Below are 18776 nucleotides of genomic sequence, written 5' to 3'. Positions count from 1 at the left end.
TGATGGCGTATGCCTGAGCTATGTTGATCATCCGTGCGGTGCGCACGGCGCAGCCTACAAAATAACTCAGGCATATCAGCCTGCTACTCTGTTCTATGAGATCTGCCGTTGAATTTCAACTACCCAATCAGGCAATGGTGATTTGCCGGAATAACAGATTTGCCTGCCTTCCAGCGCCAGATGGCAAATCACCTGCTTGCCAGAATTATCACGAATAAAAGTCATGTCGCAGAGGGCAATCGCTTTCAACAGATTTTCCAGACTCTCCTGATAGCGCCTGCGTATCACATTTTCATCGATATGATGGCCGCCCCTGGCCACGCGGTTGGCGACACGCTCTATATTCAAATCCGCACTTGCCAGACCCACATAACGTAGCTGTACCAAAAATCCGGCGGCCCTGGCTTCTGCCATGCGTCGCAGTATTCCGTTTCCGGTCAGCGTGGTTTCCATCGTGAATGAAGTCTTGCTGGCAATCACTGCCTGGAACTGGTGTATGGCTTCGCGACCTGCGGCAACATCGGCAGCACGCGGGTCCTGGGGATTAATGATGCGGGCAATGGCATCCGGGTCTATGTGTTTTTTTATTGTGGTATCGGCATCCAGTTCACGCAAGGTGGATTTGCCAGAACCATTGGTGCCGCCATAAAACAGGGCGATAGGCTGGTTCATCATTCAAGGCTTGACGCTGGGTTTATCATACACCCGGGTGATAACACCATCGGGGGTGCGCCTGACCACATAGCCTTCTTCATCGATATAGCTGACGGTCTCGGTTTGGCTGATTTTTTTAATATGCTCAGCGAATTTCTTATCGAGTTCCAGCTCACGCATGACGGTGTCACTGAATTCATTTTTTGTATCAGACTGATTCATCTCTGTCCTCAAATCATCTTGCTGTAAAAATGGTAAATCCGAATTCATTGTAGTCATTTGCCATAAAAACCGCTGGGGACTTACATCGTGTTGCAAACGAATGTGCTCATACGTTTTTTTATTTTTTTTAAAATTCCTTGCCAAAACCAAAAAATGTCGGCTAATATCGAGCCCTCACCTCAACCAACTTAATCTGAAAGGAGATCACAATGCGACTATTACAAAACCTCTCTCCTTCATTGGGTCTGGTTTTTTGCTGCCTGCATTAATTCGTCTTTTGCGCTGCTAATACAATATACAGCGTACACGTCTGCAAGCATTTCATCCTGCTCTTCAGCTTTATCGATACTAGTCCACACTAGTCGATGAAGTGATGCGCCTATATCAGCATACCAGCGCCCAATTCCTAAAAAAATATTATTTGGAATTCCTTTATGGGCAATTTTATTCAGCAATTATCTGAGCGCGTATCACTGATCGCCTCAGACCGCTTGTGGCTAGAAGATAGCGCGATACAGCAACTCAAAACCACAGCACAATTAACACAGATGGTCAGCGTGGTTGGCTTGCCAGATTTACACCCGGGCCGTGGCTACCCTGTGGGTGCGGCATTTTTGTCGCAAGACCATTTCTACCCTGCCCTGGTCGGCAATGACATAGGCTGCGGTATGAGCCTGTATCAGACCGACCTTGCCATCAACAAGGTCAAGCTGGACAAACTGGACAAGCAAATCGGTAATCTTGATGAGCCTGTCGATGAAGATGAGTGGCAGCAATTGCTCAGTCTTGATCCCGAACTGTCAGCAAAAAAACAGGCGGTTGCCGATGGCTTGCTGGCAGCAGGGCTGGACTTATTGCAAATGCGTTCACTAGGCACAATAGGTGGCGGCAATCATTTTGCTGAGCTGCAAATCACTGACAGAGTCGATGATGCTGCCGGATATGAAACAGCGGGCTTGCAGAACAAGCGTGTGCAATTGCTGGTGCATAGCGGCTCGCGTGGCCTGGGGCAATTTATCTTGCGCCAGCATGTCGATGCACATAGTCATGCTGGTCTGGCCAGCGATAGCCCAGCGGCGACAGATTACCTGCGCAAGCATGATGCAGCGCTGGCGTACGCAGCACTCAACCGTGCCATGATCGCCGCACGTATTTTGCGCCGCCTGCGTTGTCATGGGGAGCTGGTACTCGATGTGCATCACAATCTGGTCACGCCAGTACAAGCAGATGGCAAAAGCTTGTGGTTGCATCGCAAAGGTGCCACACCGAGTGACCAGGGTCTGGTGATGCTGCCAGGTTCACGTGGTGACTATAGTTATCTGCTGCGACCAAAAACAGAGAACGCCGCTGCCAGTTTACATTCACTGGCGCATGGTGCTGGCCGCAAATGGCAGCGTACGGATTGCAAGGACAGGCTGTTCAAACTGGCGACGCCAGATCAACTCAGTCGCACAGAATTTGGCAGCCGCGTGATTTGCGCAGACCGTGCCCTGATTTATGAAGAGGCACCGCAAGCCTATAAAAATCTTGATAGCGTACTCGACTGCTTGCTGGGTGCAGACCTGGTCACAGTCATCGCCCGCAGCAAACCCCTGCTGACCTACAAAACACGCGGGGAGTGCTGCTGATGCTGTATCTACAAATCACTGCCAATACCGGCCCGGCAGAATGTTGCCTGGCTGTGGCCAAGGCTTTGCAACTCTTTAATAAGGAAGCAGCAAAAGCAGGTGTTACTGCGCGCGTCATAGAACAAGTTGATGGTCCGTATGCTGGCAGCTTGCGTTCTGCCTTGCTGGAATTGACTAGCGATAAAAATGAAGATGCTGTGCAAAGTCTGGCGCAGACATGGGAAGGTAGCCTGCTGTCGATATGCAATAGTCCTTATCGCCTGGGTCACAAACGCAAGAACTGGTTTTTGGGTTGCAAGGTATTCCAGGCTGGCAGCAGCATGCCAGAAAGTGAAATACGCTATGAAGCTACACGAGCATCTGGCCCCGGTGGTCAGCATGTCAACAAGACTGACAGCGCCATTCGTGCCACACATATAGCGACTGGTATTTCAGTCAAGGTACAGACTGAGCGCAGCCAGCATGCCAACAAACGCCTGGCTGCACAATTATTGAGTAGCAAACTGGCAGAATTGCATGCTGCCAAAGAACGCGACAGCAAGGCTGAGAGACGCATGCAACATCATGATACGGAAAGGGGAAATGCCAAACGTGTGTTTGCCGGCATGGATTTCAAGGAACAAAAAACTTAAAGCTTCTTAAAACTTCTTAAACCTTTTTGTAGCAGGCTTCTTGAAGGCCTGCTTTACCATCGCCGCACCAGCACCGCTGCCGCTATCGGTAGCGGTGCTTTGTGTTGTTGTCACTGGCAGCTCAGGCTGGCAGGTCAGGGAAGCAAAAGTCGTTTGCAATTCTTTCTTGAGAATTTTTAACTGGCGCATGTGTTCATCTATCTGCGCCATCTTGTTCAATAGTTGTTGCTCTATATCCGCACGGGCAAACTTGCCTCCTGCCAGTCGCGGCATGATGGCCAGTATCTCTGCCAGAGAAAATCCCAAAGCCTGGGCACCGCGAACAAAACGCAGGGCTTGTACATCGGCATCACCATACTTGCGATAACCATTAGTCTGCCGGGTAGCAGGCTTGATGAGACCCTGCTTTTCATAATAGCGCACAGTATCTGTCGATACTTCGCAGGCAGTTGCAAACTGGCTGATGTTCATTGTTTGCTCCAGACTGAAATCTTTCTTGACTCTGGAGTGTAGTCCAGGCTTCAGACTGGCTACAAGCACTATTAATGCTTGACTGTGAAACACGCATGCGAAATGATACGGCAGCTGAATAAAAAATAATCGATGATCAGGCATGGATCAATCGGAGGAGACTACATGAATAAATTTATTAAACGTACAGCCATAAGCCTGTTGGTCTTGCTGGCGCTGGGTGGCACGGCTGGGTATCTGAAGCTGCGCAGCTCCGGCCATCCGCAAATCGATGGTGAGATGCGCCTTGCAGGTTTGACTGCCCCGGTTAAAGTCTTGCGCGATGAGTTGGGCATACCCTATATTTTCGCCAGCAATACCCCTGATCTTTTACGTGCACAAGGTTTTGTCACTGCGCAAAACCGGCTCATGCAGATGGAGTTATTTCGCGCCACCTGGCGCGGCGAATTATCTGCCAGCCTGGGGGCAGAGACTGTACCCAGTGATATACGCATGCGCGTGCTCGGCATACGCCGCAATGGTGAACGCCATGCAGAAAAACTCAGCCCTGAGTCACGGGCATTCTTTCAATATTATGTCGATGGCATCAATGCCTATATCCAGGCTTATCCTGATGAGCACCCTATAGAACTCAAGGCAGTAGGCCTGGTGCCGCAAAAATGGACAGTGGCTGACCTGGTGGCGCTGGTGCATTACATACACTATACCCACTCGACCAATTTCAAGGCAGAAGTCATCGCGCAAAAACTGATAGATCATCTGGGCATGGAAAAGGCACGCGAAATTTTCCCGTTGACTGTCAATCCTGACTGGAAAACTGCACCGGCCTCACAAACTGCGCAAGCTGCCAATGCACCAGCCCAAGCGACACAATTAAACCTGGCCTGGAGTGACCTGAATATCGCGCCCGAGACCTTGAATCATCAGGGCCTGGGTTCCAATAACTGGGCAATTGGTCCATCACGCTCGCAATCCGGTAAGGCCATGGTGGCGAATGACCCGCATCTGGATAACCGCATCTTGCCTGGCACCTGGCATCCGGTAGGTTTGTTCACGCCCGAGATACAAGCCGTGGGTGCAGCCATCCCCGGCATGCCGGGGATTATGGTGGGGCGTACCAAGCACGTGGCTTTTGGTGTCACGAATGCTTATGGTGATGTGCAGGATTTATATGTGGAAAACCTGGACCCGACCAACAAAGATCATTACATGGACGGTGGCCGCAGCGTGCCATTCACGGTCATCACTGAAAACATACATATCAAGGACAAGAGCGCCACAGGTGGCTACCGGGATCAAGCACTGGTCATACGCTACACCAAACGCGGGCCAGTGATTACCGATCACCCCGGCCTTGGCCCCAAGGGCGACAAGCTACTGGTCTTGCGTTCTACCGATGCTGAAGTTCTAACGCCACAAATCGGTATAGAAGGTTTGCTGACTGCCGCCAATGCCGCTGACTTTGACAAGCAAGTGCAAAAGATAGATTTGATGATGTTCAATTTTGTCTTTGGGGATGACCAGGGAACTATCGCCCACCGCGCCACGGGCGCAGTACCGATACGCGCGGGTGCTGATGGCGGCTTCCCGCGCCTGCCGCCGGCAGATGGCAGCGATGACTGGACGGCCTTTATCCCCAAGGACAAAATGCCCGGCATGCTTAACCCATCACGCGCCTGGGTCGGTACTGCCAATCATGATACCCGGCCTGAAGATTTCCCCTGGTATTACACCAACTATGTCTCGCCAAATTATCGCTACACCCGCATAGGGCAAGTCCTGGGTGCGGCACAAAAGATGACGGTGGAAGATCACTGGAAGCTCATGCATGACAGCCGCAACCTGCAATCAGATGCCTTGCGCCCTGCCCTCATCGCTGCACTGGAAAATGATCCTGCCCAAAAAGACCTGGCTGCCATACTCAAAAACTGGGATGGCAGGGACGATGCGGCTCTGGCTGCACCCTTGGTGTATCAGGCGCTGTATCGCGAAGTCGTGCTAGGTACTTTCAGTGATGAGCTCGGCGACGATGTTGCCAAGGACATGCTGTCAACCTGGTATTTCTGGCAGCAGCGTTTTGATACCCTGCTGGCCAAGCCTGATTCCATCTGGTTTGATGACGTGCGCACCAGGGACAAGCGCGAAACTCTGGCCGATGTGATACGCACCGCCGCACCACGCGCCCGCGCAGAAATCGAAGCCCTGCAAGGCAAGGACCCTGGTCAATGGCGCTGGGGCAAAGCCCATACTGTGCGCTTTGTCAGTCCCTTGCGCCGCAATGGTGCAGGTCAGGAATTACTGGGTGGCTTCATGGTAGAACGCTCGGGTAGTGGCGAGACGATCAGCCGTGGTGTCTATGATTTCCAAAAACCGTATGAAACGAATTTTTTCGCCTCCATGCAAGTCATCATGGACTTTGGTGACAATGAAAAAATCGAAGCGGCTCTGGCTGGTGGTGTCAGTGAAAGGCATTTCCAGGAACATCAAAATGATATGGCCAGACTATGGGCGAAAGACGAACGCAGACCCTGGTGGTTTGCACCGGCGCAAGTGGAGGCACATGCTAAAAATACGGTGATACTGAAACCATAATTTAGTCATACTCAAAAAAAACAGGTCAATCACAAAATTGTGACTGGCCTGTTTTTTTGATGCTTATAGAAATTTTTTTTAAATTTGCCTGGCGAACGACAAATACTTGTAAACAACGTGCCCATAGCGGAAAACTATCAGTTAAAATCCACTTAACATTTACTTACAATTAGAGATTTGCATGCCGTCCTTTGAACAGTATATAGACGTACCAGGAAATACCGACACCTTCGCATTTTTAAATTCCAGCGGCATCATGTATGGCAGCATCAGCAGCAAACAGGATACGGACTGGTATCGCATGGATATGCAGGCAGGTATCAAATATACGGTAACACTGAATTCATTGACCGCTGGCGCGAGCATGAATCTGGTTTTGCGCGACAACACAGGTAAAGTGATGTACTCCAGCTCCAGCCCGGCCAATGATAGTGGCGGCTTCATGGTTTACTATACGCCCAGTGTTGGTGGCACTTATTACTGGTCGGTAGAAGGGACAGGAACAATAGGCAATTATTCCATGAGTGCTATCAGCTCAGGTGTGGATGATTATACTCAAAGTGCAAAGACCAGCAGTGTATTGACACTGGGACAAATAAAATTTGGCGCAATAGAAGTCTGGTCGGATGCAGATTGGCATATGGTCAACCTGCAAGCTGGTCATACCTACACTATCAGTGATGTGGGCGGTACATTGACCAATCCATTTCTGAGCATCTACTCCAGAGAAGATGGAAGTCCTATCACCTTCTCTGCTTCTGGCTCCCTGACGTTTACTCCCACCGTCAGCGGCAATTATTACGTCGACATCAGTTCCAATTCTCTGAGAGGTACGGGCAGCTATCAATTGAAGGTCACGGATGCCCAGGCTGTCCAGCTCCCGACTATACAGGTAGAAAGTCAGGCTATCACCCGCACAAGTAGCGGCAATAGCGAACTGGTATTCACCCTGAAGTTGTCAGCGGCCTCATCCTCAGCTGTCAGCGTGCTCGTGAAGACCCTGGGCGAAACTGCACAGCCAGGAATAGATTACCAATTGTTCAACCAGACTGTCACCTTTGCGGCAAACAGCACCACAGCAACAGTCAAGATACCGATTTATGGTGATTCCCGCCTGCTGCCCGCACTGGCATTTGAGCTCAATCTCAGCAATGCTGTTGGTGCCACGATCAAACCCAATTACTATGACGCGTCAGGTACATTACAGAACTCGCGTCAGGCAGATGCCTGGGGCGTGATTTTTGGCTCGGACTATGGAACTTTGCCCAGCGATGGCTATTTCCCGTATCAATGGTATTTATTCACCACCAGGACAGAACTGGCCTGGAGCCACGCTACAGGCAAGGGTGTCAAGGTCGCCATTTTCGACCAGGGCATAGATGCCAGCAATATTGATTTGAGCAGCAACACCAAGCCTGGTGTCAATGCCTATAGTTTGACCTCAGGTGGCTCACCGGTACTCGCCAGTGACAGTCATGGCACGCTGGTGGCAGGTGTTATTGGTGCGGCGCGTGATGGCAAGGGTATCGTCGGTGCTGCCTATGATGCACAATTGATCCCCATCTATACTTCTTCTGCCTACGGCGCAAAGTATCTGACAGAAATCAAGAATGCCTTCACCTACGCTAAGTCATTTGACATACTGAATAATTCCTGGGGTTACGGTAACCTGCTTGCCCAGAGCACTAACTGGGCCTTCCTCGACAATGCCAATGACCCTGATTTTGCACCTGCCTTCAAGGCCTTGCAAGACCTGGCGACAAGTGGCCGCAACGGCCTTGGCACTATCGTCGTGCAATCAGCAGGCAATTCCTATAGTGTTGGCGACGACACGAATTTGCATAACTTCCAGAATAGCCGCTACATCATCACGGTCGGTTCTACCGATTACTTTGGCAAAGATTCTGGTTTCAGTACTACCGGAGCATCCATTCTGGTGTCTGCGCCGGGTGGTGCTGGCTACAGAGATTACAATAGCATCGTCACAACTGACCGTAGCGGCAGCGCTGGGGAAAACATATTTGATTATGCCTTTTCTGACGGCACTTCATTTTCCGCCCCTATCGTATCAGGCATCATCGCCTTGATGCTGGAAGCCAATCCAAAACTTGGTTATCGCGATGTACAACAAATCCTTGCGTATACGGCATACCAGACCGGCGATGCCAGTTCATGGGTCAGCAATGGCGCAACGAACTGGAATGGTGGCGGCTTGAAATTTGAAGCTGTCACGCAGTCTTCCGGTTTCGGCCAGGTCGATGCTCTCGCCGCAGTGAGGTTGGCAGAGACCTGGAACACGCCTGCACAAACTGTTGCCAACACCAAAGAATTCATTAGTAGCCAGACCGTTAAGCTGGCTATTCCAGATAACGATAAATCTGGAGTAAACAGCACGATACAGGTGTCCAGTAATCTGATCGTTGAACGCGTGGATGTTACCGTGAACATTACTCATCCCTATATCGGTGACCTGGAAATTATCCTGTTCTCGCCTACCGGCACGGCCAGCTATCTGCTGTACCGCCCCTCTAAAGGCAGCCTGAGTGCGTTTGGGTCCAGTCAGGACAATGTCCATTTCACTTTCGATACTGTGCTGGACATGGGGGAAATTGCCAATGGCAACTGGACCTTGAATGTACGTGACCTGTCGAGTGGCTCGGCGGGTACCTTTGACAGCTGGAGCATAGACCTGATAGGCCATACCAGCAGCAATAATCATACTTTCTTTTATACCAGTACCTTCCCGGACCTGGTCAAGGAAGATGCCAGCCGCGGCATACTGAGTGACCCCAATGGCGGCATTGATACCATCAACGCCGGTGCACTGGGTTTGAATAACCGGATTGACCTGAGTGGCAACACGGCATCCAGTTTGAATGGTGGCACGCTGACTATCGCCAAAGGAACAGTGGTGCAGAATGCCTATGGTGGTGATGGCGACGATGCATTGATCGCGAATCCAAAAGGCAGTACTTTGTATGGCATGGGTGGAAATGACTTTTTACTGGGTGGCATAGGTAAAGACATTCTGGTGGGAGGCAAAGGCAACGATGTTCTCGACGGTGATGCCGGACTCGATACTGCCCTGTATGACAGCGCCAGATCAAATTATCTGATCAGCAAAAACGGCAGCGGTTTTACAGTAAAAGATCTCAGCACCGTGAATGGTACCGACACCCTGCTGAACGTTGAGCGCCTGGTCTTTTCCGATGCCGCCGTGGCTCTGGATATCAATGGCGTTGCTGGTCAGGCTTACCGCATTTATCAGGCGGCATTTGCACGCAAGCCAGACCTGGCTGGTTTGGGTTACTGGATTGCAGACATGGACAAAGGTAGCAGTCTGACCACGGTCGCTGCAGGTTTTTTCCAGTCCAAGGAATTCCAGAACCTGTATGGCGTCAACCCTGGCAATGACAAGCTGATTACCTTGCTATACGCAAATGTCTTGCACAGGGCGCCAGATCAGGCTGGTATGGATTACTGGCGCACTGAGCTTAACAGTGGCCATATCACGGCTGCCGGTGTACTGGCCAGTTTTTCTGAAAGCCAGGAAAACCAGTTGCAAGTCATAGGCTCAATACAAAACGGCATAGACTATCTGGCTTACCAGGCTTGACCAGAGCGGCGGGCCGCTTACTGCAAATCTGCGCTGACCTGCTTGCTCCTGATAGCTTTGGCATATCGATGGCGGGCGCGCAGGCGTGGATTGGTGATGACACGACCCAGTGTCTCACCGATGACCATGGCGATACCCAGTATGGGTAGCGCCAGCATCAGGCCGGGCACACCAGCCAGCTCACCACCGATAAAAATCATTAACACAGAAATCAAGGGATGCATGCGCAGGCTGCGCCCCAGAGTGAGTGGCATGAAAATGAAATCATCCAGCAGGCGTACGGTGACAAACACGGTAATGGCACCATAGGCCAGCAAGGGCGTGTCTGGCGCATCCGTCGCGGCCACCAGCACCACCATGATGCAACCGAGCACAGAACCGACAAAAGGAACCCAGGCCAGGATGGCAGAAATCAAGGCGAGTGTAAAAGGTGCGGATATACCGATACACCACAGGCCCAGCGCCAGGATGATGGTGTCTATCAGCGTCAGCTTCAATAAACCCTGGAAATAACGCCGGGCAGTCTGGTCCACTTCATGCATGAGGAACAGGGTTTCTTCAAAAAAAGCATTCGGCACGGCGTTTGCCAGGAATTGTTTGAACTTGCGACCATCACGCAAGAAAAAGAAAGTCAGGAAAGGTGTCAGAAATACCGCAGGTAAAATAGCTGCCATGGAGACCAGGATATTTGCCACATATTGCTGGGCGAAATTATCGGTATTACTGGCCATCCAGGCGTTCACTGATTCACTGGCATGTGCCTTGCGCAAGATGGAGAAGTTTTCTTCCATGGCTTGCATGCTATTGCGCACGAAGCGTATGCCACCATCAACATAATGTGCCAACATCTCTTGCAATGAACCAGCGCGCAGGGAGACTTTATTGACAGCGTAAGTCAACACCAGCGCCAGCAAAATGAAAAAGATCCCACCTACCAGCATGGCCGCCAACTCGCGTGGGATACCCAGCAGGCTCAGACGGGACACGGCAGGCACGAGTATGTAATACAGTATCATGGCGAACAGAAAGGGTACTAACAGCCACAAGACCTTGGGCAATAAAAACAGCAGCAGGCATGTGGAAAATAATACGCACAGCCAGACAATGGGGCCGGATTGACGCTGGTTCACAAGGCCTCACTACGCGAATTATCATCCAGGGAATCACGCAGGCGGCGGCTGTTCAGTCGTGCCAGCTCCAGCGAAATCTTGTAGCCTATGACGGCATTGGTTTCCAGCAAAGAACTGAAATCAGCCCGGAAAAATACTGCCACCTCACAATTTTCCGAGGCCCTGGCCTGGGCACTGCGGGGAGAATTATCGAGCAAGGCCACGTCGCCGAAAAAATTGCCTGCGCTCAGTTCAGCAATGAATTCATTGGTGTGTTCACGTCTGCGGTTAATGCTGACGATGCCAGACAGGATGATATACAGTGCCTGTCCTTCTTCGCCTTCATCAAAGATGATTTCATTGGCCAGATAAGTCCTGTTATGCAGCATACCGTCTATGATCTTTAATTCACGCGGACTCAGTGTATTGAACAGGGACATGCCTGACAAGCGCTGCAAGCGATCAGAGTTCGGTGGTTGCCGTATCCAGGTGAGTGTCATGTGTATCCTTTTTTATTATTGGTAACTGAGCAATCTACAATTATGCTGCACAGTACCGCACTTGCCCATGAAAATCTCATATACCGTATCCATGGGGCACAGTGCAAGCGTAGATATTATCACCACACATCCAGCAAGACAGCCTGGCATTTATGTTTCACCGCCTGTTTCCACATTCAGGGCTGGCCTGGTGCTGAAAAAATGCCAGTCGCGCTGATTTGCCAGCACAGCCAGCAAGATCATGGACATGCCCAGCAATTGCCAAGTACTCAGGACAGTTGCAAAAAACAGCACATCGACCAGCAATGCCACCAGCGGATAAATAAAGGACAGAGTAGCAATACTTGCTGCTGGCAACTTCTGAAAAGCATCGTACATGAGTTTATACATCAAGCCCGTGTGAACCAGGCCCAGCAGCAATAAACTGCCCCAGCTTTGCCAGTGCCAGTTCCAGCCAGAGAAATCTACCATGGGCAAGAGAACGATAGCACCCGTCAACAATTGCAAACCAGCGATCTGCGCCGGGGCTATGCCTTGCAACTTCCGGGTCGCCAGGGTAGCGAAGGCATATAGCAAGGCGGCCAGCAAAGCCAGCCCCGCACCTGCCAATGCACGACTAACATGTCCATCAGCACTGCGCAGGAAATCATGCCGGATATCCAGACCCGAACTGAACACCACGCCAGCAAAGGCCAGCAGCAAAAAAGGCAGCTTACGCCAGATCTGCCCATCTTTTTGCGTCATGGCCAGCAAGATCAGTAAAAAGAAGGGTTGCACGTGATAGACCACCGTGGCAATCGAAATGCTGCTGAGCCTGTAGGCAGAAAACAGGCATAGCCAGTTGATGATGAGCGCTGCGGCTCCCAGCAATAGCCACTTCACTTGGCTGGCATTCAAATTCTGCCAGCCGCCTTGCCAGTACAGCAAGGCCAGCAGGCTGAGGCCACCAATCAGGCAGCGTAATAAAACCACTGTCATTGCTGGCTGGCCGCTTGCCATTACGAACAGGCCTATGGTGCCGGACAATGTCATTGCCGCTACCATTTGCCATTTTCCAGAATTCCCGGAGTTATCGGAGTTGCTATTCATCGTATCCGCCTGCCTCTGATTTAAGTTGCCTCCATTATCGACAAGCTGACACTCTTCAACAATACGCATAAAATACAAATGATTATTGCCTCCACGGCAAAAATGAAAGGATATGCGCGATGGAAATGCTCAATGAAATGGCGATCTTTGCCCAGGTAGTGGAAAGCGGCAGTTTTTCGGCGGCGGCACGGCAGTTGGGAGTGAACACCTCAGCCATCAGCCGCCATATCACCAGGCTGGAAGCGCATATGGGTGGCAGGCTCTTGCAAAGAACCACGCGCTCATTTGCCCTGACCGAACTGGGGCAGGAAGTGCTGACCGGCAGCATGCGCATCTTGCAGGCAGCACGTGAAACCCATGCGCTGGCGGGTACTTACAGCCAACATCCCAGCGGCGTGATACGTGTGACTGCTCCCGTAGTATTTGGCGAAGTCTGGCTGGCGCCCTTGCTGCCTGGCTTTCTGGATGCTCATCCCGATGTCTCTGTGCACCTGACGCTGATAGATAATACCCTGGACCTCATTGATGAAGGCGTGGATCTGGCGATACGCATTTCCCGCGAACTGGCACCTGGTCTGGCTGCGCGGCCACTGGGCAAGATGCGTTATGTACTGGTGGCGACTCCAGATTATCTGCAGCTATCTGGCCGTCCCGCTGAGCCTGATGAATTAACGACACATCGCTGCATTTATCTGGGCTATGGCAGCTTTGGTGATCACTGGAGCATGCAAAAAGGCAAGCAACAATGCAATGTGCAAATCCCGGCACGACTAACCATCAACAATAGTTCAGCCATACTCGCTGCCACCCTGGCTGGTGGTGGCATAGGCCTGGTCCCGGACTTTACGGCACGTGCGGCAATTGCCGCGAAACAGGTGGAAATCGTTTTACCTGATTGGGAATTTTGCGCACCTTATACGGGCAATATTTACGCGGTATATACGCCAGGCAAACATCTGGCCTTGAAAATCAGAGTCTTCATCGATTATTTGCTACAGGCGCAAAACTCATCGATATCTGAAGACTAGGCATCATACATATTTCAACTATCCAATCTTGATTTTCTTCATAGGTCAATAAGGCATAAGGTAAGCTGGATTTGTTCGTGTACGCGCATAAGGAGCAATGTAATACTGATTTTCCAAATTGTTTTGAAATATCAGGTTCGCCATGCCTTTTGCTCTCCACAGCCGCGTTACACCTACTTCTTCGTCAGACCAGCGAGAAGATGCCCTGGCTATCGCCACTGCTTTGGCCGATCAACTGGCCAGCACCGCCGTAGCACGTGATAGCGCAGGCGGACATGCGCAGCAAGAGCGTGAATGGATACGTGCCTCGGGCTTGTTGACACTTTCCATCCCGGTAGAATTTGGTGGTCAGGGTGCGGACTGGTCGTTAGTGCTCCAGGTGATACGCCTGCTGGCCAAGGCCGACAGCGCGCTGGCCCATGTCTTCGCTTTCCATCATTTGCAACTCACTGGTATACAGTTGTATGGCAATGCACAGCAACAGCGCCGTTTGCTGGCAGCGACGGTAGAACAAAGATTTTTCTGGGGTAATGCCCTTAACCCTCTGGACAAGCGCACTACTGCAACAAGGACAGATGGCGGTTATCTCCTGAATGGCATCAAGAGTTTTTCATCTGGTTCCGTGGGAGCGGAATGGCTGACAATTTCGGCCTGGGATGAGCAGACGCAAAGTGCCCTGATCGCCGCAGTACCAACCACGCAAAAAGGTATCACGGTACAAGCTGACTGGGATGCCTTTGGTCAAAAACAAACGGATAGTGGCAATGTCCATTTTGAAAATGTCTTCCTGCCTGCTGACCTAGTGTTGCAAGCGCCAGCAACACTACCCACTGCGCAGGCGACACTGCGCTCGCAAGTTGCCCAGCTCATCATGACGAATCTATATCTGGGCATAGGCCTGGGGGCCTTTGATGCAGCACGTCAGTACACGCAGGAACATGCCAGGGCATGGTTTGCAGCGGGCGTGGATAAAGCTACGGATGACCCTTACATACAACATCGCTATGGTGAACTGTGGTTGCTGTTACGCCCTGCAGTTGCCCTGGCAGACCAGGCAGCAGCGAGCCTGGAAAAAGCTTTTCGCCAGGGGCCGCTGGTCACGGCAGAAACCCGCGGTGAACTGGCGATTGCCGTGGCAGAAGCAAAATGCCTGGCGCACCGCGCAGGAATAGAAGTCAGCTCGCAAATGTTTGAACTGACTGGCGCCCGCTCCACCTCGGCACGCTATGGCTATGACAGGTTCTGGCGCAATGTCAGGGTACATACCCTGCATGATCCCATTGATTACAAATTGCGCGACCTGGGCCGCTATGTATTGAACGGCAGCCTTCCTGAACCTACGGCATATTCTTGATCGGCAATAAACGTGAGCACACCTCTTATACAAATACAGTCGGTCAGCAAGGCTTTTCCCTTGCCAGATAGCAAGACTTTTCATGCAGTCAAATCTGTCAGTCTCGATATTGAACAGGGCGACATCTTTGGCCTGATAGGCAAGAGTGGCGCAGGTAAATCAACCCTGCTGCGTTTGATCAATTTGCTAGAGCGCCCAGACAACGGCACTGTCACCGTCGCCGGGCAGGAACTCACCAGACTCGGTAAAAAAGAACTACGGGTCGCCAGGCAAAATATAGGCATGATTTTCCAGCAATTCAATCTCTTGCAAAACGCCAGCGTGTTTGAAAACATCGCCTTCCCGCTGAGAATACATACGAAAAAAAACAGGCATGAAATCGCCGAGCGAGTTGCTGAATGCCTGGACATCGTCGGCCTTGCCAACAAGACTGACAGCTATCCAGCCCAATTATCCGGCGGGCAAAAACAGCGCGTCGCAATTGCCCGTGCGCTGGCCAGCAAACCCAATGTGGTTTTGTGCGATGAGCCTACCTCGGCACTGGATGCAGAAACTACGCGTGAAGTGCTGGATACCCTGCGTGATATCAACCAGCGCCTGGGTGTCACTATCGTCATCGTCAGCCATGAATTGTCGGTTCTCAGTACCGTCTGCAACAAGGTGGCTGTTATAGAAGATGGTGAAATTGCCGAGAGTTTTGCATTGGCTGATACAGGCATCCTGCGCAAAACTGCGCTCGGTCGAGAACTGGCTTTTCATGGTCAGGAATATGGTAGCAATGCACAGTGGAAGGAGTTAAGCCATGTTTGAAAATCTGATTTCATTATTGCCTGAGCTGGGTACAGCCGCGCTACAGACTTTCACGATGCTGGCCATAGGCCTGAGTGCGGCAGTGTTGATAGGTGGCCCGCTGGGTGTCTTGCTTTTTTTGGTTGGAGATGGACAGTCACTGCAAAACCGTCCATTGGCAGTTTTCCTGGGCTGGCTGGTAAATACCATACGCTCATTTCCTTTCATTATTTTGTTGGTGGCGCTGGTGCCATTCACACGTTTTATAGTCGGCACCTCAATAGGCCCGCTGGCAGCAGCCGTGCCTCTGTCGATTGCGGCGATTCCTTATTTTGCCCGCCTGGTAGAGCAAAGTTTTCGTGAAGTGCCGCGCGGCGTCATTGAAGCTGCGCATGCCATGGGCGCGTCTGAATTGCAAATCATTGTGCGCGTCTTGCTGGTGGAAGCGCGCAGTGGCCTGGTGCTGGCACTGACTGTGTTGGCGATCAGTTTCCTGTCTTACTCCGCTGTTGCCGGTGTGGTGGGTGGCGGTGGCATAGGCGACCTGGCGATACGCTATGGCTATTACCGCTTCCAGACCGATGTCATGTTCATCACGGTTGCCCTGCTGATCGCGCTGGTACAGATCATACAGTTCACGGGCAACCGCATTGCCCGCCATATCGATAAACGCTAATTCTTTAATTTTCAAAAGGACACTCTCATGTATCGTCGCCCATTCCTGCTTGCTGCACTCACGCTTGCGCTTGCCACTACCTTGACTGGCTCAGCATTCGCCAAAGACCCGAAAGAACTGGTGATAGGCACCAGCGCCGGCCCTTATGCTGACCAGGTCAAGCTGGGTATCAAACCCATACTGGAAAAACAGGGTTACAAGGTCAAGGTGGTTGAATTCAATGACTATATCCAGCCTAACTTTGCACTGGCAGAAGGCTCACTGGATGCAAATGCCTTCCAGCACATTATCTATCTGAAGAAATTCTCGACCGACAATAAACTCGCGCTATCAGAATTGATCAAGGTACCAACTGCGCCAATTGCCATCTACAGCAAAAAACATAAATCCCTGAGCGAAGTCAAAGAAGGTACAACCGTTGCCTTGCCCAATGACCCGACCAATCAGGCGCGGGCGCTGGTCTTGCTGGATCAACTGGGCTGGATCAAGCTGAAGGCAAATATCGACCCTATCCGTGCATCTGAAAAAGATGTGGCGGATAACCTCAAGAAAATCAAACTGATACCGCTGGAAGCAGCGCAATTGCCGCGCTCTCTCGAAGATACTGATTTCTCTTTCGTGAATGGTAATTTCGCACTGGCCTCTGGCCTCAAACTCAATGAAGCACTGGCGCGTGAAAAAATCTCGGCCAATTATCAAAACCTGGTTGCCATACGCACTGATGACAAGAGCAAACCCTGGGTAAAAGACCTGGAAGCAGCTTATCGTTCCAGGGAATTTTTGGAAGTGACGAATAAGCATTTCGCCGGTTTCGCCAAGCCTGACTATCAGCAAGCGCTTGAAGTCGCAGCCAAATAGCTATTTGTATGAGTAAAAAGCTTATCCGCTTCAATGCATTCCAGATGAACACTGTCGGGCATCAATCACCCGGCATGTGGCGTCATCCCAGGGATAATAGTCATCGCTACACTAGCGCTGATCACTGGATTGAGCTGGCACGTTTGCTGGAAGACGGCTTGTTCGATGCCATTTTCCTGGCAGATGTGCTGGGTGTATATGACGTCTATGCCGGGGACACCGATGCAGCATTGCGCCATGCGATACAGGTGCCGCTGAATGATCCTTTGGCGCTGGTGCCACTGATGGCCAGCGTCACCAAACACCTGGGCTTTGGTGTGACTTGCGCACTGACTTATGAACACCCTTATACCTTTGCACGGCGCATCTCTACACTGGATCATCTGACGCAGGGGCGCATAGGCTGGAATATCGTGACGGGTTACCTGGATAGTGCGGCCCGCAACCTGGGTCTGCAAAAACAACTGAGCCATGATGAACGCTATGATCTGGCGGATGAATATATGGAAGTGGTCTATAAATTATGGGAAAAAAGCTGGGATGAGCAGGCGGTAGTACGCGATAAGAAAGGTGGTATTTATACCGACCCCGCGCATGTGCATGCCATTCATCATCATGGCAAATATTACAGCGTGCCCGGCATACATCTGTCTGAACCTTCACCGCAAAGAACACCCCTGTTATTCCAGACGGGTAATTCCGCGCGGGGCACAGCCTTTGCGGCTCAGCATGCAGAATGCACTTTCGTCAGCGGCCCCAGCAAGCACGTCGTGAAACGTTATGTCGATGATACCCGTGCGGCATTGAAAACTGCCGGGCGCGAAGCTGGTGATGTATATATCTATGCACAGGCATTGATCATCACGGCAGAAAGCAGCGAGGCTGCGAAAGCCAAATATCTGGATTATCGCCAGTACATCAATATTGATGCTTCACTGGCTTTATTGTCTGGCTGGACAGGTGTGGATTTTTCGAAGTTGCCACTGGATGCGACTATCGATTACATAGAATCTGAAGCGGGCCGCTCTGCGCTGGCCTCATTCAGCTCTGCTGACCCTGGCAAGAAATGGACAGTGCGCGAAGCCGCAGAATTTATCGCCCTCGGCGGCCGCGGGCCTGTGCTTGTTGGCGATGCAAGGGAGGTGGCTGATCAACTCGAAGCATGGCTGGATGAAACCGGCATTGATGGCTTCAACCTGACATTCGCGCTGGCGCATGAAACCATCAGGGATGTGGTGAAATTCATCGTACCGGAATTACAGGCACGTGGTCGTTACAAGACCAGTTACAGCGATGGCACTTTGCGCCAGCAATTATTCCAGCGCGGTTCACGCTTGCCAGAAAACCATATAGGCAGGAACACGCACCTCCACCAAAATAATCTGACGAGGTAAAACCATTTTCTGCTGTGGCCGCCTTCACTCGCATGAAGTTACAGGATTTGTTGCTCAATAATCGCCAATGAATATGGCCTGACCATTATCCTGGTCGCCCACGATACCGATGAAGCCCTGTATTTCAGTGACCGTATCGTATTGATGAATCAGCATACTGCAAC

Annotated in this window: 16 protein-coding genes; 10 read left to right on the top strand and 6 right to left on the bottom strand. The window is 51.3% G+C overall.

All coding sequences use genetic code 11. From position 1 onward, the window contains the following. Window positions 1-93 precede the first annotated feature (93 nt). Both ACO0LF_RS09520 and ACO0LF_RS09515 read right to left on the bottom strand, forming a co-directional pair. Entirely contained in the window at window positions 94-675 is a 582-nt protein-coding gene (locus tag ACO0LF_RS09520) for a zeta toxin family protein (RefSeq protein ID WP_423013861.1), read from the bottom strand. Continuing rightward, the gene (locus ACO0LF_RS09515; RefSeq protein ID WP_423013860.1) at window positions 676-876 is read right to left on the bottom strand and encodes a hypothetical protein; all 201 of its coding nucleotides are present in this window, start codon (window positions 874-876) and stop codon (window positions 676-678) included. A gap of 434 nt (window positions 877-1310) precedes the next feature. Here ACO0LF_RS09515 and ACO0LF_RS09510 point away from each other — a divergent pair, with 434 nt between their 5' ends. Together ACO0LF_RS09510 and prfH are read left to right on the top strand one after the other, a co-directional pair. Further along, a complete protein-coding gene (locus ACO0LF_RS09510; RefSeq protein WP_423013859.1) occupies window positions 1311-2504 on the top strand; it encodes an RNA ligase RtcB family protein in 1194 nt (397 codons plus the stop codon). Next, entirely contained in the window at window positions 2504-3136 is a 633-nt protein-coding gene (prfH, locus tag ACO0LF_RS09505; RefSeq protein ID WP_423013858.1) for a peptide chain release factor H, read from the top strand. Before ACO0LF_RS09510 ends, prfH begins: the two co-directional genes overlap by 1 nt. Before the next feature lie 6 nt (window positions 3137-3142). On the opposite strand, the gene ACO0LF_RS09500 is transcribed toward prfH, so the two are convergent. Next, a complete protein-coding gene (locus ACO0LF_RS09500; protein ID WP_423013857.1) occupies window positions 3143-3607 on the bottom strand; it encodes a MerR family transcriptional regulator in 465 nt (154 codons plus the stop codon). 165 nt (window positions 3608-3772) lie between these two features. Here ACO0LF_RS09500 and ACO0LF_RS09495 point away from each other — a divergent pair, with 165 nt between their 5' ends. After that, the gene (locus ACO0LF_RS09495; protein WP_423013856.1) at window positions 3773-6199 is read left to right on the top strand and encodes a penicillin acylase family protein; all 2427 of its coding nucleotides are present in this window, start codon (window positions 3773-3775) and stop codon (window positions 6197-6199) included. Window positions 6200-6380: 181 nt separating this feature from the next. Then, complete coding sequence (locus tag ACO0LF_RS09490) at window positions 6381-9815, top strand: S8 family serine peptidase (RefSeq protein WP_423013855.1); 3435 nt, start codon at window positions 6381-6383, stop codon at window positions 9813-9815. Window positions 9816-9832: 17 nt separating this feature from the next. Here ACO0LF_RS09490 and ACO0LF_RS09485 read toward each other — a convergent pair whose 3' ends face one another. From ACO0LF_RS09485 to ACO0LF_RS09475, 3 genes are all read right to left on the bottom strand, one after another. Further along, window positions 9833-10945, bottom strand: a complete 1113-nt coding sequence (locus ACO0LF_RS09485; RefSeq protein WP_423013854.1) for an AI-2E family transporter — start codon at window positions 10943-10945, stop codon at window positions 9833-9835. After that, window positions 10942-11424, bottom strand: coding sequence for a cyclic nucleotide-binding domain-containing protein (locus tag ACO0LF_RS09480; RefSeq protein WP_423013853.1), 483 nt, complete (start codon window positions 11422-11424; stop codon window positions 10942-10944). Before ACO0LF_RS09480 ends, ACO0LF_RS09485 begins: the two co-directional genes overlap by 4 nt. 150 nt (window positions 11425-11574) lie before the next feature. After that, window positions 11575-12513 (bottom strand): DMT family transporter, encoded by a 939-nt coding sequence (locus tag ACO0LF_RS09475; protein ID WP_423013852.1) that lies wholly within the window; start codon window positions 12511-12513, stop codon window positions 11575-11577. 119 nt (window positions 12514-12632) lie between these two features. Between ACO0LF_RS09475 and ACO0LF_RS09470 the strand changes: the two genes are divergently transcribed. The 6 genes from ACO0LF_RS09470 (at window position 12633) to ACO0LF_RS09445 (ending at window position 18612) form a co-directional block, all read left to right on the top strand. Beyond that, entirely contained in the window at window positions 12633-13541 is a 909-nt protein-coding gene (locus ACO0LF_RS09470; RefSeq protein ID WP_423013851.1) for a LysR family transcriptional regulator, read from the top strand. Window positions 13542-13683: 142 nt separating this feature from the next. After that, on the top strand, window positions 13684-14895 hold the full coding sequence (locus ACO0LF_RS09465; RefSeq protein WP_423013850.1) for an acyl-CoA dehydrogenase family protein: 1212 nt from the start codon (window positions 13684-13686) through the stop codon (window positions 14893-14895). Window positions 14896-14907: 12 nt separating this feature from the next. Further along, the gene (locus tag ACO0LF_RS09460; RefSeq protein ID WP_423013849.1) at window positions 14908-15705 is read left to right on the top strand and encodes a methionine ABC transporter ATP-binding protein; all 798 of its coding nucleotides are present in this window, start codon (window positions 14908-14910) and stop codon (window positions 15703-15705) included. Beyond that, complete coding sequence (locus tag ACO0LF_RS09455; RefSeq protein WP_423012210.1) at window positions 15698-16360, top strand: methionine ABC transporter permease; 663 nt, start codon at window positions 15698-15700, stop codon at window positions 16358-16360. Before ACO0LF_RS09460 ends, ACO0LF_RS09455 begins: the two co-directional genes overlap by 8 nt. A gap of 27 nt (window positions 16361-16387) precedes the next feature. After that, complete coding sequence (locus ACO0LF_RS09450; RefSeq protein WP_423013848.1) at window positions 16388-17218, top strand: MetQ/NlpA family ABC transporter substrate-binding protein; 831 nt, start codon at window positions 16388-16390, stop codon at window positions 17216-17218. Between the two features lie 8 nt (window positions 17219-17226). Continuing rightward, window positions 17227-18612: an LLM class flavin-dependent oxidoreductase gene (locus ACO0LF_RS09445; RefSeq protein WP_423013847.1), complete on the top strand. Its 1386-nt coding sequence runs from the start codon at window positions 17227-17229 to the stop codon at window positions 18610-18612. The last annotated feature ends 164 nt before the right edge of the window (window positions 18613-18776 follow it).

Source organism: Undibacterium sp. Di27W, from assembly GCF_049340345.1.
Lineage (GTDB): Bacteria > Pseudomonadota > Gammaproteobacteria > Burkholderiales > Burkholderiaceae_D > Undibacterium.
The sequence above is the reverse complement of the archived record's forward strand: the minus strand, read 5'-3'. Positions and strand labels throughout refer to the sequence as shown.

Coding starts and splice junctions, on each gene's coding strand:
- ACO0LF_RS09520 (WP_423013861.1), bottom strand. CDS start 675: ATGATGAACCAGCCTATCGCCCTGTTTTATGGCGGCACCAATGGTTCT.
- ACO0LF_RS09515 (WP_423013860.1), bottom strand. CDS start 876: ATGAATCAGTCTGATACAAAAAATGAATTCAGTGACACCGTCATGCGT.
- ACO0LF_RS09510 (WP_423013859.1), top strand. CDS start 1,311: ATGGGCAATTTTATTCAGCAATTATCTGAGCGCGTATCACTGATCGCC.
- prfH (WP_423013858.1), top strand. CDS start 2,504: ATGCTGTATCTACAAATCACTGCCAATACCGGCCCGGCAGAATGTTGC.
- ACO0LF_RS09500 (WP_423013857.1), bottom strand. CDS start 3,607: ATGAACATCAGCCAGTTTGCAACTGCCTGCGAAGTATCGACAGATACT.
- ACO0LF_RS09495 (WP_423013856.1), top strand. CDS start 3,773: ATGAATAAATTTATTAAACGTACAGCCATAAGCCTGTTGGTCTTGCTG.
- ACO0LF_RS09490 (WP_423013855.1), top strand. CDS start 6,381: ATGCCGTCCTTTGAACAGTATATAGACGTACCAGGAAATACCGACACC.
- ACO0LF_RS09480 (WP_423013853.1), bottom strand. CDS start 11,424: ATGACACTCACCTGGATACGGCAACCACCGAACTCTGATCGCTTGCAG.
- ACO0LF_RS09475 (WP_423013852.1), bottom strand. CDS start 12,513: ATGAATAGCAACTCCGATAACTCCGGGAATTCTGGAAAATGGCAAATG.
- ACO0LF_RS09470 (WP_423013851.1), top strand. CDS start 12,633: ATGGAAATGCTCAATGAAATGGCGATCTTTGCCCAGGTAGTGGAAAGC.
- ACO0LF_RS09465 (WP_423013850.1), top strand. CDS start 13,684: ATGCCTTTTGCTCTCCACAGCCGCGTTACACCTACTTCTTCGTCAGAC.
- ACO0LF_RS09455 (WP_423012210.1), top strand. CDS start 15,698: ATGTTTGAAAATCTGATTTCATTATTGCCTGAGCTGGGTACAGCCGCG.
- ACO0LF_RS09450 (WP_423013848.1), top strand. CDS start 16,388: ATGTATCGTCGCCCATTCCTGCTTGCTGCACTCACGCTTGCGCTTGCC.
- ACO0LF_RS09445 (WP_423013847.1), top strand. CDS start 17,227: ATGAGTAAAAAGCTTATCCGCTTCAATGCATTCCAGATGAACACTGTC.